General features: G+C 33.8%; 15 protein-coding genes and 2 tRNA genes. 10 read left to right on the forward strand and 7 right to left on the reverse strand.

Features of this window, described 5'->3' with window-relative positions:
* Positions 1 to 188: 188 nt before the first annotated feature.
* Complete coding sequence (locus MV052_RS02795; protein WP_297440769.1) at positions 189 to 944, forward strand: energy transducer TonB; 756 nt, start codon at positions 189 to 191, stop codon at positions 942 to 944.
* Positions 945 to 1,034: 90 nt separating this feature from the next.
* On the opposite strand, the gene MV052_RS02800 is transcribed toward MV052_RS02795, so the two are convergent.
* Together MV052_RS02800 and MV052_RS02805 are read right to left on the reverse strand one after the other, a co-directional pair.
* A tRNA-Glu gene (locus MV052_RS02800) sits at positions 1,035 to 1,109 on the reverse strand.
* 98 nt (positions 1,110 to 1,207) lie between these two features.
* Positions 1,208 to 1,283, reverse strand: a tRNA-Lys gene (locus tag MV052_RS02805).
* Between the two features lie 157 nt (positions 1,284 to 1,440).
* Between MV052_RS02805 and MV052_RS02810 the strand changes: the two genes are divergently transcribed.
* The 8 genes from MV052_RS02810 to MV052_RS02845 all read left to right on the forward strand — a co-directional run bounded on the left by MV052_RS02810 (position 1,441) and on the right by MV052_RS02845 (position 10,030).
* Positions 1,441 to 2,445, forward strand: a complete 1,005-nt coding sequence (locus tag MV052_RS02810) for a CsgG/HfaB family protein (RefSeq protein WP_297440771.1) — start codon at positions 1,441 to 1,443, stop codon at positions 2,443 to 2,445.
* A complete protein-coding gene (locus MV052_RS02815) occupies positions 2,442 to 3,446 on the forward strand; it encodes an LPP20 family lipoprotein (protein WP_297440773.1) in 1,005 nt (334 codons plus the stop codon). Before MV052_RS02810 ends, MV052_RS02815 begins: the two co-directional genes overlap by 4 nt.
* 69 nt (positions 3,447 to 3,515) lie before the next feature.
* On the forward strand, positions 3,516 to 4,463 hold the full coding sequence (locus tag MV052_RS02820) for a MoxR family ATPase (RefSeq protein ID WP_297440775.1): 948 nt from the start codon (positions 3,516 to 3,518) through the stop codon (positions 4,461 to 4,463).
* A 10-nt stretch (positions 4,464 to 4,473) separates the two neighbouring features.
* Positions 4,474 to 5,304 (forward strand): DUF58 domain-containing protein, encoded by an 831-nt coding sequence (locus MV052_RS02825; RefSeq protein ID WP_297440777.1) that lies wholly within the window; start codon positions 4,474 to 4,476, stop codon positions 5,302 to 5,304.
* Positions 5,305 to 5,712, forward strand: a complete 408-nt coding sequence (locus tag MV052_RS02830) for a hypothetical protein (RefSeq protein WP_297440778.1) — start codon at positions 5,305 to 5,307, stop codon at positions 5,710 to 5,712. It begins immediately after the preceding gene.
* Positions 5,705 to 6,634, forward strand: a complete 930-nt coding sequence (locus MV052_RS02835; protein ID WP_297440780.1) for a VWA domain-containing protein — start codon at positions 5,705 to 5,707, stop codon at positions 6,632 to 6,634. Before MV052_RS02830 ends, MV052_RS02835 begins: the two co-directional genes overlap by 8 nt.
* The gene (locus MV052_RS02840; RefSeq protein ID WP_297440782.1) at positions 6,634 to 8,601 is read left to right on the forward strand and encodes a VWA domain-containing protein; all 1,968 of its coding nucleotides are present in this window, start codon (positions 6,634 to 6,636) and stop codon (positions 8,599 to 8,601) included. Before MV052_RS02835 ends, MV052_RS02840 begins: the two co-directional genes overlap by 1 nt.
* The gene (locus MV052_RS02845) at positions 8,585 to 10,030 is read left to right on the forward strand and encodes a BatD family protein (protein WP_297440784.1); all 1,446 of its coding nucleotides are present in this window, start codon (positions 8,585 to 8,587) and stop codon (positions 10,028 to 10,030) included. The genes MV052_RS02840 and MV052_RS02845 overlap by 17 nt, the downstream gene beginning before the upstream one ends.
* Here MV052_RS02845 and MV052_RS02850 read toward each other — a convergent pair.
* Positions 10,027 to 10,857, reverse strand: coding sequence for a prephenate dehydrogenase (locus MV052_RS02850; protein ID WP_297440787.1), 831 nt, complete (start codon positions 10,855 to 10,857; stop codon positions 10,027 to 10,029). The two genes, MV052_RS02845 and MV052_RS02850, sit on opposite strands and share 4 nt — an antisense overlap.
* Positions 10,858 to 11,027: 170 nt before the next feature.
* On the opposite strand from MV052_RS02850, the gene bamA reads away from it, so the two are divergent.
* A complete protein-coding gene (bamA, locus tag MV052_RS02855) occupies positions 11,028 to 13,289 on the forward strand; it encodes an outer membrane protein assembly factor BamA (protein WP_297440789.1) in 2,262 nt (753 codons plus the stop codon).
* Between the two features lie 8 nt (positions 13,290 to 13,297).
* On the opposite strand, the gene MV052_RS02860 is transcribed toward bamA, so the two are convergent.
* The 4 genes from MV052_RS02860 to hsrA form a co-directional block, all read right to left on the reverse strand.
* On the reverse strand, positions 13,298 to 14,764 hold the full coding sequence (locus tag MV052_RS02860; RefSeq protein WP_297440791.1) for a Ppx/GppA phosphatase family protein: 1,467 nt from the start codon (positions 14,762 to 14,764) through the stop codon (positions 13,298 to 13,300).
* 3 nt (positions 14,765 to 14,767) lie between these two features.
* The gene (locus tag MV052_RS02865; protein WP_297440793.1) at positions 14,768 to 15,019 is read right to left on the reverse strand and encodes a YfhL family 4Fe-4S dicluster ferredoxin; all 252 of its coding nucleotides are present in this window, start codon (positions 15,017 to 15,019) and stop codon (positions 14,768 to 14,770) included.
* 358 nt (positions 15,020 to 15,377) lie between these two features.
* On the reverse strand, positions 15,378 to 16,673 hold the full coding sequence (locus MV052_RS02870) for a HAMP domain-containing sensor histidine kinase (RefSeq protein ID WP_297440795.1): 1,296 nt from the start codon (positions 16,671 to 16,673) through the stop codon (positions 15,378 to 15,380).
* A gap of 53 nt (positions 16,674 to 16,726) precedes the next feature.
* Positions 16,727 to 17,398, reverse strand: a complete 672-nt coding sequence (gene hsrA, locus MV052_RS02875) for a homeostatic response regulator transcription factor HsrA (RefSeq protein WP_297440797.1) — start codon at positions 17,396 to 17,398, stop codon at positions 16,727 to 16,729.
* Positions 17,399 to 17,518: the final 120 nt, after the last annotated feature.

Below are 17,518 nucleotides of genomic sequence, written 5' to 3' on the forward strand. Positions count from 1 at the left end.
ATAGGGATGTTTTTGGTTTTTCAGGGCTGACTAGTTATATTTTTAGTGAACAAATTCATCAAATTTAGAGCAGAGGATGATATTCAGGTTGAAGGACTAGATGTCAATGAAGTAGGAGTTGAAGCATACCCAGAGTTTAAACGCGCAATTTAACACTAATGTAACAGAGATTTTGCTACTATTCACTCATGAATAAACATGCAAAATCGCTCACGCTCTCCTTACTTATTCATATACTATTGCTTGCTCTAATATACTTTATTTATACGCAAACTTCCAGATATTTACTCCCTACACAAGAAACACAAAAAGTATGTATAAAGCTAAACGCAGTAGCAGCTACAAAGAAGGAAGCTCAAAAAAAAAGAGTGCAAAAGCAAGAAAAGAAAAGTATAACAAAGCCTAAAACTCTAAAAACTGCAACAAAAAAAATAGAAAAAGAAAAAGTTGTAAAAAAGAAGCGTATTGTCAAAAAGAAGCGTATTGTCAAAAAAGCATCTCCAAAAAGAGTAGAAAAACAGCTAGTTCAAAAAATAGAAACTCCAAAAAAAGAAGTGCAAGAGTTGAACATAACTTCTAAGATAATCAAATCAGAAACCTTAAAGCTGTGTAAACCAAGTGAGCAAAAAAAAGCTCAAGTTGTGGTGACACAAAAAACGCAAAAAGAGAAATATCTAGAGGATAATTTACAAAATATTGCTAGACTGATTCAAGAAAATCTTTATTACCCAAGACGGGCAAGAAAACGAGGGATAGAAGGTGTTGTTGTTGTTCGATTTGTATTGCACAAAGATGCAACAGTTACACAGATAACGACAACTGAGTCTTCAAGTGGTATCCTCACTCGTGCGGCCATAAAGACCATAGCAGAACTCTCAGGAGATTTTCCTAAACCTACTCAAAGACTGGTGATTAGTGTCCCTATAAACTACTCATTACGTTAGTGTTGTTATTTTATTAATCGGTGTAGCATATTATCTTCCTGTTGAAAGTTAATTAAATAAGATAAATTAGGGTGATATTTTTTGATGAATTGGTGACCCCGAGGAGAATTGAACTCCTGTAACATGGATGAAAACCATGGATCCTAACCGCTAGACGACGGGGCCACTTTTGTAAAGGGTTTTTGAATTAGTTGTGCTTAAGTTTCAAGTGAAGCGTACATAAGGTACGTGAGCTTTAAACTTCAGTGCAAATAATCAAAAAATGGTGTCCTGTGATGGATTCGAACCATCGGCCACATCATTAAAAGTGACGTGCTCTACCAGCTGAGCTAACAAGACATTTTAGCTTCTCTTTGTTAAGAGGTCGAAATTATAGGGAAAAACAGTTTATAAGTCAAGAGATATTAGAAAGAATTTTAAAATTTATTAATTTGTGCCCAATTAATTATGGATTAACAGCTTTTTAAATACAATAATTGGCATAAAGAGGATTCAAATGAATATAAAAAACACTTTTCTTTTGTATGGCTTGTTTGTTGTCTTGTTTACCTCGTGTACACAACAAGTGGGAATTAGAGCACTTGAACCTGCAGAAGTTGACAGAATATCTTCTACAAAAAAAATTGCCGTGACAAATTTTACGCGCGATAGGGTGGGTTTGTCATCAAAAATTGAAGCTAAGCTTTCAAGTTTTACTATTGATGGTAAAAAATATTTTACTATTGTTAGTCGAAATGACCTTGAAAAAATTCTCTCAGAGCAGAAATTGCAAAACAGTGGACTTGTAAATGATGAGAATATTGTGAAAATTGGTGAACTTATTGGAGCACAGGCTATTATATCTGGTAATGTTACTCCTGCTACTAAGCAAGACAGCTATTTTTATGAAGAACGCGTGCGTTGTGCTGATAGAAAGTGTAAAAAACTTGTTACATATCCTGTACGCTGTATGAAAAGGGTTGTTGGGCTTGCTGCTGAAATCCGTATTGTGGATATTACTAAAGGCGATATCATTTATGCCCAAACTTTGAGTCGTAATGCAAGCTTTAAACATTGTGCAGATGATTCAAAAGCCTTGCCCTCGACTCAAATGGCTGCAAATAAGTTAGCCAATAAAATTGCAGATAGTTTTACCTATAAACTCACTCCTCATTACAAAAAATTTAATGTAGTTTTGCTGGAAGATCCTGATTTGGACTATACAGACAAACAAGAAAAACTCTTAAAAGTAGCGCTTAAGTATGTAGAGCAAGGACGTTATGATAAAGCTGAGAAGTTTTTGATGGATTTGATAGACTCTACTGACGGTAAAAGTTATGTGGCATTTTATGATTTGGGTGTTATCAAAGAGGCAGAGGGAAAATACGATGAAGCAAAAGAGTATTATGATTATGCTGATAATTTGATGATAGAACCCGTGGAGGAGATAAACGCAGCAGTTTTAAGAATAAATTCACTGATACAAAAGCGTAAAAAAAGTATGGAGCAGTTAAATAGATGAAAATAATGTTATTGGTATTAATCACTGCGTTTAGTTTGTTCCTTACTGCTTGTGGGAGCGATAAAAGAGTAGTTATCGATAAGCATGCCCAGATTCCATCATGGTATCTCAACCCTCCAAAGTCTGAGGGGAGTGTTATGTATGCTCTTGGCGAGGGAAAAAGCAAAAGAGAAGCCATAGATAATGCACTTAGTTTGATGGCGTCGACTTTAAGTGTCTCCATCTCCTCTACATTTGATGCAAAGACTATAGTAAAAGAGGGCAGAGTGAATAGCTCTGAGGCAACATATGTAAATCAAACACTGAGTGAAGTAAAAAAGATTCGAATTGTCAATTATGAGATTCTAAACGCAGCTAAGCTTGGATTTAAGCGTATGGCTGTGTTAGTGAGAGCAGATAAAAGAAAAGTTTTCTTAGGACTTAAAGATGATCTTGATCAGAGGTTTTTGATACTCCAAAATGAACAAAACTCTTTACAACAAGAAGATGCCTTAAAAAAACTCTTCTTTTATGAAAAAAGTTTGCAAAAACTAGCAGATGTACCCGATATTTTAGCTGTTATGAAGGTGCTAAACCAAAATTTTGACCAAAAACTCTATCTTCAAAAGCTTCATGAATATAAAAATAGTTACAACACTCTGCACTCTAAAATAACCTTCTCACTCATAGCAGTGCCAAACGCAGTAATGCTTAAAAAACCAATAGCAAAAGGTTTAAGCGTAGAAGGATTTACCCTAGCAGATAAAAAAGATAGTTTTCATTATAAAATTTTTATCAATGCTAACATTGCAAAAGCAAACTCTTATGGGTTTAGTATAGCAAGAGCAGAAATCACTTTAATAACAAAAGATAATCATGATAATGTTGTAGCAACAAATTTGCTTCATATTACCGGACAATCTTCGCAGGGCTATGCTATCGCGCTACAAGATTTGTCTAAAAAATTTGATACTTTAGTGAAAGATAAAGGTGTTAAAAAAGTTTTGTCACTTAACATTTAATGAATGTTTACTTCATAGGACTATACTTACATAAAAATAAATAAGTATACACAATGAGGTACATAATAAATGATGAATAAAATAGAAGATGTTAAAAAAGAGGTAAGTAAAGTAGTAGTTGGGCAGGAGAAGATGATAGATTCTCTTATCATTGCACTTTTATGTGAAGGGCATATCTTGATTGAGGGTGTTCCTGGACTTGCAAAAACTACGACGGTAAATGCACTTTCGAAGGCTTTGGGCTTAAACTTCAAACGTGCACAGTTCACACCTGATCTACTCCCCTCAGATATTTTAGGTGCAGAAATTTATGATCCACAAAATAATCAGTTTAAAATTAAAAAAGGTCCAATCTTTACAAACCTTTTACTAGCAGATGAGATTAACCGTGCTCCAGCAAAAGTACAATCAGCACTTTTGGAAGTTATGCAAGAAAAACAAGTAACCATTGGCGATACAACCTTTAAACTTGACCTTCCTTTCTTTGTTATGGCTACACAAAATCCAGTTGAACAAGAGGGTGTGTATCAGCTTCCAGAAGCACAGCTTGACCGTTTTATGCTCAAACTTGTAGTGGGATATAACACAAAAAAAGAGGAACTCGAAATTGCGCGTAGAATCTCAAGTGGTAAATTTGACACGATACATCCTGTGCTAAACGCAGCTGAACTTGAAAAACTAAAAAATGCTGTGAAAGATATTCATGTTGATGAAGAAGTTGAAGAGTACATGATAGAGCTAGTCAATGCTACAAGACATCCAGAAGAATATGGCTTAGATGAGATAAAAGAGTATATGCAGTTTGGTGCTTCTCCTCGTGTAAGTATAGATATGTTTAAAGCAGTCAAAGCGATGGCTTTTATGCGTGGAAAAGATTTTGTAACGCCTGTTGATGTGGCTTATATTGTAAAAGAGTTGATGCGTCATCGTATTGTATTGACATATGAAGCAGAAGCTGAAGGCATTACAACTGATGAAGTTATTCAAAAAGTGCTCGAAGCAGTAGCAATACCTTAAGGTCGCAGTATTGAGCAAATTACAAAAAATTCTTGTTCGAGCTCGACGTCAAGTATTTAGTGAAATGGTGGGAAATAATCCTTCCATTTTTCAAGGTGAGGGCTATGACTTTATAGAACTTCGTGAATATATGCCTGGTGATGATATTCGCCATATTGACTGGAATATTACGGCAAAACTACAAAAGCCTTATATCAAAATATTTCGTGAAGAGAGAGAACTTAACGTCGTTGTAGCTTCGATGTTAAATGGAAGTGTTTACTTTGGTTCAAAACGTTTCAAGCAGGATGTCATCGCTGAAGTGACAGCACTGCTTAGCTTTTCTGTTATCAAAAATGGCGATCTCTTAAGTACGTATATTTTTACGGAGAAGATGGAGAGTCATTTAAAGCCAAGTAAAAAACTCTATCAAGTACATAAAAGTGTTGATGAAATTTTAAACTTTGACCCTTTAAATAAAAAAGCAGATTATAAAGCGATGGCAGAGACACTTTTTAAAAGACTCAGACGTAAATCCCTTATAATCATTGTAGGTGATTTTTTTGAGATTCCTGATTTTAAATTACTTGCTAAAAAACATGAAGTGATTGTTGTTATCGTTCGTGATAGGTTAGAAGAACAGCCGCCTGAAATGGGCTTTACTTCATTGGTTGATCCTGAGAGTGGCAATGTTTTAGAGGGTGACTTTAATAAAAGTACGGTAAAAGAGTATGCAAAAAAAGTAATGGTTCATGATAGAAAACTCTATGAGACATTTAGAAAACACCAAATACGATTTACAAAAGTGTATACAGATGGTGCGATAGGTGTTGGACTTAGAAGATTATTTGAGGGTAGATAGATGCAAAATTTACAGCAAAACGAGATACCTATTCATGATATAAAACCACTTGTAGAGATATATGAGTATTCACTTTACTATCTTATTGGCGTGACTACGCTTGTAAGTATTGTAGTTCTTGGGGCTGCTTATCTTGCATACAAATGGTATCAAAATAAAAAAAGATTTAACAAACGGGCAGAAGATTATAAAGCGCTACGCAATGTGGACTTTAGTGATGCTAAAAAAGCTGCCTATGAGATAACACTATATGGTGCAACATTTAAGGATGATAGTGAACGTCATAAAAAAGCATATGAAAATATGCTAGAGAAACTTGAACAATATAAATATAAAAAAGAAGTACCAAAGTTAGATGATGAAACTATGCACTATATAGAATTATTTGAAGGATTGATCGATGTTTGATGGAATATATTTTGAACTACCAAAATTAATATTTCTTATCTTTTTCTTCATTGCCTGTGCAAGTTTATGTAAGATGAAAATACCATCTTTGTATTTTCCCCATGCTTCACTCTTTATGAAAAATACAGTTTCAGTCTCTAAGTTACTTTTTTTTCTCAAATGGCTTACTATAGTTATGATGATACTCGCTCTTATGTCGCCAGTAAAAGATGAGCCCTATCAACTCGAACCAAAAGAGGGTCATGAGATTGCTTTGATACTGGATGCTTCTGGCTCTATGAAAGAGCGTGGTTTCGATCCAAGTAATCCGGCTGCGACAAGATTCGATGTTGTTAAATCTATAGTAAAAGATTTTATCTCAAAAAGAGAAAATGACAATATGGGGCTTGTAGTATTTGGAGCGTATTCTTTTATAGCGTCACCACTTACTTATGATAAAAATATTTTAAGACGTATTGTCTCGCAACTTGATATCGGGATTGCAGGGCAATATACAGTTTTATACGAAGCATTAGCACAAGGTGTAAACCTACTCAAAACAAGTGAGTCAAAATCTAAAATCGCAATTTTGCTAACAGATGGGTACTCTACAGCGGGTGTGGATAAAATACCTTTAGAAGTGGCTGTGGAGATGGCAAAGAAAGAAGGTGTAAAAGTTTATCCTATTGGCATTGGTGGAGCAGATGAATACAATCGTGCAGTATTGTTAAAAATAGCAAAAGAGACCGGTGGTGTCGCTTTTGGTGCATCAAATGCGAAACAACTTCAAGAGGTATATAAAAAGATAGATGAATTGGAAAAATCAGAAATAAAAAATGAGACTTACTCTTATTTACATTATTATTACTTTTATCCGCTATTTATTGCTTTGTTATCATTGCTATTGTATGTATATTTGAGAAATAAAAGAGGGGCAGAATAATGACATTTTTACATCCAGAATTTTTATATTATATGTTGCCATTGATTATAATTCTTTTTTTCTTTTTATTGACACAAAAAGAAGCGCAGGCACACTACTTTTCTGATGAGGTTATGAATAAGTTGCGAGTCTCAGCAAATACTTTAACGCTTAAAGCAAGAAATGCACTGTTTATGATTATAGCTATTTTGATGACTATTGCCTTAGCTGGACCCGTCATCAAAAATGGCAAGGTAGAAGTAAAAGCAAAAAGTGCTGATATTATGATAGCACTTGATATTTCAGACTCGATGTTAGCAGAAGATGTTTATCCAAATCGTTTAAAGTTTGCTAAGCAAAAGGCTTTGGATTTACTGAGTTTTGCCCCAAATGAACGTATTGGAGTTATTGCATTTGCGAAGAGCTCTTATCTTGTTTCTCCTCTAAGTTTTGATCATGATGCTGTAAAGTTTTTACTCTCAAAGCTAGATACAACATCCATAACAGAAAAAGGTACAAACCTTATGGCTATGCTTGAGGTTGTAGATAGAAGTATCAAAAATGACTCAAAAAAGTACTTGTTACTCCTTACAGATGGTGGAGATAAAAAAGATTTTTCCAAAGAGATAGCTTTTGCAAAAGAAAAAGGTATAGTCATTTTTGTTCTTGGTATTGGCTCAATTCAAGGCGCACCGATAAAACTTTCAAATGGTGAGTTTATTAAACAAAAAGGGAAAATCATCGTCTCAAAACTGAATGAAAATATAGCTGAGTTAGCTACAAAAACAGGTGGTGTTTATATACAAAGTGTTAATGCAGATAAAGATGTAAAAACAATGCTTCACGAGATAGAGGCGCATAGTAAGAAAAAAGAACTAAAATCACAAGAGATTGAAAAATTTATACCACTTTTTTATTATCCACTTGGTCTTGCCCTTTTACTTTTACTCATAGCCACATCATCAATGAGCAAAAGAGTTAAAGTAAATGTACCTTCTGCATTTATTCTTGCTTTGATGATGTTTCATACATCAAATGCAGATGCAGGTTTACTGGACTTTGTTGATCTAAAAGAGGCGAAACAAGCATATGAAAAAAATGATTTTGAAAAATCTGCAAAGTTATATGACAACTATGCAAAAAGTTCAAATCATGCTGAGAGTTATTACAATGCTGGGAATGCTTTTTATAAGGAAGGAAAATATAAAGAGGCGCTCCAAAATTATAACAGAGCAAGATTTGATGATAAATCGAGTCGAGCAAAGAACCTATCAAACATGGGGAATACCTACGTAAAACTTGGTGGTGAAGAAAATCTTAAAAAAGCTGTTGAGAGTTATGAAGCTTCTTTGAAAATAGAAGATGACAAAGAAACAAGAGAAAACCTTCAAGCTGTAAAAAAAGCTCTTCAAAAGAAGAAACAAAAGCAAAACAAAGATCAGAAAAACCAAAACAAGAAAGAGGATAAAAACCAAAAAAATAAAGATCAAAAGAAAAATGATCAAGAAAACAAAGATAAAAAAGACAATAAAAATAAGGACAAGCAAAAGTCCAAGCAAGAGCAGAAAAAAGATTCAAAAGGAAACCAAGAAGATCAAAAAAAGGATTCTAAAGATAATAAGTCTTCAAAAGAGGATAAAAAAGGTCAAGAAAAAGAAGAAAAAAACCAAGATATGAAGTCCAAAAAACAGAGTGATGAAGAGAAGAAGCATCAGCAAAAAAATGCTCAAAATCAAAAAAATGACAAGAAGCAAGAAGAGAAAGAAAAGAAAAAAGCTCAATCAAACAAAGAGCAAGAAAAAGAGAAAAAAGAAGAAAAACAATCTCATGGACAAACAGCACAAGGTAAACCTATAAAAGGGAAAATGAGTGATGCCGAAGAAAAAAAATGGATGAAGCTATTAAATCAAGATCAAAAAACTTATCTTTATATGCTGAGTCCAAATAATAATAAAGAAAAGGAAAATTCAAATGAAAAACCTTGGTAAGATAATATTTATAATTTTTAGTTTTATAGCAACTGCTACATATGCAAGTGTCACGGCTCAAGTGACACCAAAAGTAGTCTATAGCGGTGAAGTTGCAACCTATATTTTGACAATTGTTGGGGATAAAGTTGAAAAGCCTGTTATAAATGAAATTTGTGGGACAAATGTTATAGGTACGAGCTCACAAACAAGTATTCAAATGGTAAATATGGACTATCAAAAAAGTTACATTTTAAGTTATCGTTTTATGCCTAGAAAAAGTTGTGTTATTCCACCAGTGAGTATTCGTGTGGATGATAAAACTGAGCAAAGTAATGAGGTCAAAGTAAAAGTAACTAAAGCAGTACAAGATAAAAATGCTGATTTTGTACTCTCTTTAAATCCATCAAAGAAAGAGTTGTATGTTGGTGAGCCATTTACGCTCACTTTAGTTCTTAAACAAAAACAGAGTGCTCAAGCAGTTGATAGTAAGTTTGTAGCTCCTAGTTTTAAGGGTTTCTGGATAAAAGGAGAGCCTCAAACAACACGGAGTGAAGATGCAGAGCATATCATTACTACAGCTATTTATAAGCTTGCTCCACAAAGAGAGGGTAACCTTACTATTGAGCCTGCTCAGATTAAAATTGCTACAAGAATGCAGTCTCGTGACTCATGGGGGACATTTTTGCCACAGGTACAATGGAGGACATATTACTCAAATGAAGTGCATATTCACGCAAAACGACTGCCAAACAATGCCAAACTTGTAGGAAGATTTACAATTAAGGCAAGAGCAGATAAAACACAAATAAATCCAAGTGAGCCGGTAAATGTCACAGTAGAAGTTGATGGAGAGGGCAATCTTGAAGATATTTCTAGTTTTAAACCTTATGTTCAAGGTGTAAATGTTTTTGCTGAAAAAGTTGAAGTAAATGGCAACAAACTCACACAAAAGCTAGCTTTTGTTTCTGATAAGGATTTTACTATTCCTGCATTTAGTATCGCTTTTTATAATCTTGATTCAAAAAGAGTAGAAAAAATTTCTACTAAGCCTATTTATATTAAAGTAACTGGTAGTCAAAACAGTAATGAAGAAAAATTAAATATCAAACGTGATACTTCTAGTAATGACAACTCAAATACTCCTGCTCAAACGCAGTCAAGTAGCTCTTTTGTAGGTATATTTGGGCTACTTATAGCATTTGTCCTTGGGACTGCGTTTGGAGTATTTTTAGTCTTGTTAAAACCACTAAAAAGATTCAAAAAAGAGAAAGTATTTAATATTAAGGATGAAAAACTTCTTTTGATTAAACTCTTGCCGTTTAAGGATAAAGACGAAGAGGTGAAAAAGATAGTAGATATACTTGAGGGCAATATTTACTCAGGAAGTAAGCAAAAGATAGATAAAAAAGTTCTCAAAGAGATATTGAAAAAGTACGATATTTCCTAGTCTAGGATATCGTGCAGTTTATTTGCGTTTGTCATCTCTTGATGCACTTTTTCCCACTCTTCATTTTCAATATCATGCTTGAGATTATCAAGTTCAGCTTCAAAAAGGTTAATAGCCTCGAGTAGATTTTCTTTATTTTGTTTAAAAACATCTGTCCACATATCTGGTGAGCTTTTTGCTAAGCGACTCATAGAACGAAACCCACCGGCTGCAAGAGCGAGAATGTTATGTTTGTTTTCTTGTTTAAGCACTGTATTTGCTATGGAGTATGAGATGGCATGGGGCATATGAGAGATAAACGCAGCGTGACGGTCATGCTCATGTGAACCCATGAAGTATTTTTTCATCCCAAGTGCTTTAAAGATTTTTCTTGCAGTTTTCTTTTGAAGTGCCCCACTATCTTCGAGGTCACAAAGCACCACAGCTTTATCTTCATATAAACCTTCTATGGCAGCTTCTGGACCAAAATTTTCAGTTCCAGTCATTGGATGTGCTGCTACAAAGTTTTTTCTTATCTCAGGAGGTACTGAAGCGACTATCTTCTCTTTTGTGCTGCCAAGGTCTATGATAGTAATGTGTTCACTGACATCTTTGAGGGTATTGAGTGAGGCTATGATGCCATTGACTGGAATAGCCAAAAAGATAACATCAAATGATTTGAGTTCATCAAATGTTACAATCCTCTCAACAAGACCAAGTCTGAGTGCATCACTTTGATGCTTTTCATTGTGATCATACCCAACAATAGTTTCAACAAAATCAAGTTTTTTTAAAGAGAGTGCTAAAGAACCACCCATAAGACCTAATCCAATAATTGCTATATTCATTTCATATCTTTTTTTTAATTTGTAGAATTATACTTAATTTACTTTAACATTATCAATATTTTAACTATTGATGGGCTTATGCTAATAAATAGAAAAATTTAAGTTTTTTGTAACTTAATATTAACCTCATAATGGGTAAAATCTTATCTAATTTTATATATGGAATTTTAATGAGAAACCTTTTATCTGCACTATTTTTATTTACCCTTTTTACTTCTAATGTTTATGCACAAAATGTAAAACAAATTAATTTTGATGGGATGGTTCATATCTCTGAGCCAGTTGCTTTACGGATGTTGGACTTTGAAGTTGGTGATGATATCAATGTAGAAGATGTTGACAAGGCAATTAAAAAGTATTTTGATCAAGGGTATTTTAATGATATCTGGGCTGAATTTGATGAGAATGTTTTGACTTTTTATTTTAAAGAAAAGGCCATTATCTCTAAGGTTGAACTTAAAGGCTGGAAAGAAGATGACAAGGATATTATGGAAAGTGTTATTCAACTAAAAAAAGGCACACTCTATGATGAAACAAAAATTGAAGCTGCAAAAAAAAGAATTATAGATGCTATTTCTCAAGAAGGCAAGATCGATAGTGTAGTTGAGGTTGAGACTACTTATCTTGAAAATGGAAGTATTAAAGTCACTTTTATTGTAAATGAGGGTGAAGAGATTACTATCAGTAAATTACAATATAGTGGTGTTTATGGTGTTGATCCAGATGACTTCGATGAAGTGATAGCAAACAAAGAAAAAGAGTTTATGGGCTGGTTTTGGGGGCAAAACGATGGAAAAATGAGTCTTCGTGATTTAGAATATGATAACTTGCGAATTCGTGACTATTATATGCAACATGGCTATTTAGATGCTAAAGTGGATGCACCTTTTGTTCGTGTAAACTTTGATAGTTATACAGCTGATATGAGTTATCAGATCAATGAAGGGAAACCCTATACTATTTCAAAAGTTTCTATCTTTCAAACGCAGCATGTAATAGATGATAAAAAACTCAATGATTTGCTCTCTCTCAAACAGGGAGAAGTCTTTAATATTAAAAAGTTTCGAGACGATTCTCAAAAAATAAAAACTGCCATAGGTGATTTGAGCTACGCTTTTGTTCAGGTTATTCCTGATTTGAAAAAAGATAAAAAGGCTAAAACGGTTGAAGTTATTTTTAAAGTTATACCAGGAGATAAAGTACGAATTAGAAATGTTCTTATCTCAGGTAACTCGCGTACGCTTGATAGAATTGTAAGGCGTGAACTTTATCTTGGACCTGGAGATATGTACTCTTTAACTGACTTGACAGACTCTAGAACAGCCATAGGACGACTTGGTTTTTTTGAAAGTAACACGATAGAAGAAAAACGTATTGATAATCATACTATGGACTTAGTTGTTAAAGTAAAAGAGACACCAACAGGGAATATTCAGCTTGGTGGTGGTTATGGAAGTTATGGTGGTCTTTTACTAAGTGTTGGAGTAAATGATAGAAATATATGGGGAAGTGGAATTAATGTTGGTGTAAAAGCTGAAAAATCTCAAACAACACAAAATTACTCTTTTAATATCTCTAATCCAAGGCTAAATGATAGTGACTTTAGCGGTAACTTTTCTATCTATCATTCTGTTTATGACTATAATGATTATAGTGTCAATAGTGATGGTATTACTGTTGGAGCAGGGCACAGATTTTCTCGTCATATTAGTGGATATTTAGGTTATGGATATTCGGGTAACTCTTATTCATTTTCAAGTACTTTAGATACAAATATTACTGATACATATTATTTTGAGGATTATACAAAAAGTAGTGTGACTATTAGTGTAAATTGGGATAATACAGATGATTTTTATCTTCCACGTCAAGGCTTTACACTTTCTCAAAGTTTTGAAAAATCAGGACTTGGAGCGCAAGCGAAATTTTTAAAATCACGTACAAACTTTGCTAAATACTTTGGCTTAGATGAGTACCTAGGTTTTGATGCTATATTTAGATATAAAGCAAGATTTAACGCTATTATAAATAATGGTTATATTCCTTTAGCTGAAAAATTTTATATGGGTGGTATAGGAAGTGTTCGAGGGTATCAATCTTATTCGCTTTCTCCAACTATTAGCGATGCAAACGCAGTAGATGGGATTAGACGAGTGGGTGGAACTCAAACATTCTCAAACAATGTAGAAGTAAGCTTTCCATTAGTTCCTCAAGCAAAAATGCGTCTTGTTACTTATCTTGACTGGGGGTTTATCTCAGATAATGTTACGCCAGATTTACTTTCTAATAATGTAGCAAGGGCAGGATATGGAGCAGGTTTAGAGTGGTTTTCCCCTGTTGGACCTATACAGTTAATGTTTTCAAACCCTATAAACCCGCAAAGAGGGGATAAAGTGACACACTTTGAGTTTACGATGGGACAAAGGTTTTAAGAATAGTTTTAGTTAAAAACTACTTTGAAGCTATCGTGTTCACAGTTTAACTTACTAAGTGCTTCTTTTGCGAGGTAGAGAGGACTACTTGAAATTACATGAAGTGTCTCACCTTCAAGCTTGAGCTGAAAGTCTATATTTCTTGGTCTATGGCTGAGTAAAACAATACTTAAAGAGAGAAGATAACTTAAAGTTTTTGTGACACGTTCTTCAGGTAAAAGGGCAGCATATTTTGCAAGGTGCATTTTGGATGGAAGTTTGTTTTTTGCATATCGTGTAAGTGTTGCTATCAACATAATATCTTCATGCGTAAAACCATATTCTAGGGCGCTTTGTATAAGATAGTAGGTATGTTTGTTTTGTGAATAAAAGTGTATACTTCTTCCCGCTGGGTAAAGTTTTGCTGCAATAGAGAGATTCTTTCTATAAAGAGTGTCTATGTTAAAGTATTGTGCTGTTAAATCAAAGATCTTTTTACTGAGTGCTGAGAGTTGATTTGCATACTCTTTGCCAGGAATATGAGAATCTAAAATATATCGTACAGAGGTGTTGTAGTTGTGAGGAAATTTATGTTTTGAATTTCTTAACAAATCCGCAAGATAAACACCTTCTCTCACTCCAACACCACTCGTGACAATTTTTTTAGTTTCAAGCTTTTTGAGTAAACGTTGTAAGATAAGTGCACCAGGTTTAATGACATCAAATCTATTGGGTTCTATATAAAGCTTAGAGAGTCCATTCTCATCAGATTCGAGGAGTTTTTCAATATACTTTGAAAAAGTTTTTGTTCTATAAGTGTAAGCATGAATTTTATTTAAAGGGTAGTTCTCTCTTTGCATTATAGCACTTGAAATAGCGCGAAATGTCCCTCCAATACCAATGAGTGTGGTTATTTTTTCGTTAGGAATAGTTTCTAGCGCTGCGTCGATAAACTCTATAGCATCTTGTATCATACCAGTGTCAAAATAAAGCTCTTTAAGGCGTACAGTTCCAAGCTTTAGTGACATAGTATGGGATACGTTGTCTTTATCTATATAGGCAAGCTCTGTTGAACCACCACCTATGTCAATACTAAGTGCATTTGTCTGTTGTGGAAGCAAGTTTGCACAGGCAATAGCACCAAAATATGCTTCTTTTTCACCACTGATGACTTTTATATTGAGTTGTAGTTTATTTTTTACTTTTTGTAAAAATTTATCTTTATTCGGGGCATCACGTAGAGCAGAAGTCGCAACACAAAGTATCTTTCTTGTCTTAAAAGATTCGGCTATTTGTAAAAAGTCATGAAGAGCATCAAAGGTGCGTTGCATTGGAACTTCTTGCAACTCTCCGTTATTTAAGTAAGCATTTTCGGAGATACGGACTTTTGATTTTTCTTCATAAAGAAGATGAAATGCAAAACGAGAAGTTTTTTCATAGATAACCATCCTAACTGAGTTAGAACCGATGTCTATAACTGCTGTTCTCTTTGCCATTTCTTATTCTTCGAGGTCTAAGTTTTTATATTTAAATTGTAACTCTGCTACAGTTTCAACATTATCTTTATCTGGGACTATACAGTCAACTGGACAAACTGAGATACATGCTGGTTCATCATAAATCCCAACACATTCAGTACAGCGATCAGGATCAATATAATAAATCGGATCACCTTCTTCAATTGCTAAAGTAGGACACTCTTCGCGACAAGCATCACATGCTATACATTCATCATTTATTATTAACGCCATATTTAAATACCTTATATTCGTTTGTTTTATTAAAAGTCCTTAGCCAAAAGAAACCCCAACTTAAGCGATAAGAGAATAGTTCTAGTGCTAGGCAGATTTTCGCAGGACTAGCTTTGCTAATTCAAGGAAATCTAACGACGCAATAGGACTATTCTCCTGTCGCCCACAGGGAAAGCTAAGAAGAGCACTACTGACTTCGTTGAAATCACTTGAAGCTACTTGTAGCTCCTTCGTAATTTCGCCTTGCATTAGTACTCTTCTTAACTTTCTTAAATTGAGGTTTATTTTGGCTAAGGACTTAAGGTGAACGATTTATATCAAAATTAACCTTTATTGTATTTGAATTTATTGATATAGCTTAGTTCTTTCTCGGAATAATGCATGATAACTTAGAACTTAATTGCAAACTTGCAATGGTTCCCTCCACTCCATCATCTCTGTTGCGTATACTTATCTTGGCACCAAGGGCATCAGCTGCACTTTTTGCGAGGAAAAGTCCAAGTCCTACTCCTGATTTGTTTCCTTGACGTTTAAAAGGTGCAAATAGGTCCATAGTGTCATCTATACCACAGCCTTGATCTATGACTTCTATAAGTAAGCCATAATCATCAGGACGACTTCGCAAAATAACAGATTTATTTTTAGAGGTAAATTTTAATGCATTTTGTAAAAAGTTTTGAATGATTTGATTTAAAAGGCTTACTTGAAGCATCGCCATAAAGCCATCTGGTTTGATATCTATGATAAGTTCTTTGCCCTCATTCTCAGCTAATAGTTGAAAATCATTTGCTTTGCTTTTTAAAAATTGTATGACATCTACTTCTATAGGCTTTTCAAGTTGTGCACCTTCTTGTCGACCCATATTGAGTATGTTTGAAACGATGACATTCATTTCATCTATAGTTTTGTTTGTTGTTTTAAGTGCTTCTATATACTCCTCAGGTGTTCTTTTTTTTATAAGTGTAACTTGATTTTTGAGTTTTATAACAGCAAGAGGTGTTTTTAACTCATGCGCTGTTCCTATGAAAAGTTCTTTTTGGTACTTCACAAAGTTTTGAATACGTCCAAGAAGTCTGTTTATAGTCTCTCCTAGAGGTTCAAATTCCTGGGGTAGTTCTTCCATTTTTATAGGCTTCATAAGATGTTCATTCATATTTGAGAGCTTGTTACTGAGTGTTTGTACTGGTGCTACAAGCATTTTTGAGAGGGTTATAGCATAGATGATTACGAGTAAAAAACCTGCTATGTTGATGATAAAAATATATTTGAGAATTTTATCAAGTAGTTTTCTTGTTTGTGTTATATCTTTTGTAATTTTTAGGTAACTGTTATCTTTAGTATTAAAAGGAAAAATTACAGTAAGATAATTGTGGTTGTTTTGACTTGTCTCATAAGCGTTTGTATTTATATCTTTATTTTTCAGATAAATTATTTCTACATTTAATGAGAGTGGATTTTCAGACTCCATAGATTGTGAAATGGATTGAAAGTTTGCAATATTTTTGGCATATTGGGTCAGTTCTTCAATCTTTTCATTGTAAATAGACTTTTCAACATAAAAATAAAGAATGGATGAAAATATAAGAATAAGTGAAGCAGAAGAAAAAATGAGTTGCAGTAAGAAACGACGTCTTATACTGTTTTTTGTGAACATAACGATAATCCCTCTATTTTAAAATAGAGGGATTATATCATTTTAGAGTTTAATTAAACTTCTTTTGGAAAGCAAAATCTATAACCACGACGACGTACAGTCTCAATAGTTGTAATACTTAATGGCTTATCCATTTTTTGTCGAATTTGGTTAATTGCAACTTCAATTACATTTGGAGTTACAAGTTCTGGTTCTTCCCAGATAGCATCTAAGAGTTGTTCTTTAGATACGATTTGATCACGATGACGTGCAAGATGAGTGAGAACTTCAAAAGGTTTACCTTTTAGTTCTATTTCAGTCTCTTTGTATGTGATTTTTTCTTCTTCTGGATTGATTGTTAAATCTTCAATCTCAATGATGTTACTTCCACCAAAACGAAGACGTGCTTCAAGACGTGCAATGAGTACATCAAAATCAAATGGTTTTCTGATATAGTCATCAGCACCAGCACGAAGTGCTTCAATTTCGCTTTCATTGTCATCTCTTGCAGAGATGACAACTACAACAGTTTTTGGAGTATTTGTTTTGATATCTCCGATAATGTCAACTGAATTTCCATCAGGAAGCATCCAATCCATAAGAACTAAATCGTAGTTACGGATATCAAGATAGTATTCACCATCTTTTAATGTTTCAACAACATCGCTTTGGTAACCAAACTCTTTTAGTCCCTCTGTCAACATCTTGTTTAATGTTACTTCATCTTCTATAATTAATATACGCATTAATTTTCCTATACTTAAATAATTTGTGGAATAATAGCATAATTTTAGATTACTTTAAAGTTTTTTTCAATTTTTTGTAACCATTCAGCACCAAACAAAAAAATAGGCACAAAAATTGCT

The sequence above is a fragment of the Sulfurimonas sp. genome (genome assembly GCF_026988655.1).
GTDB lineage: Bacteria > Campylobacterota > Campylobacteria > Campylobacterales > Sulfurimonadaceae > Sulfurimonas.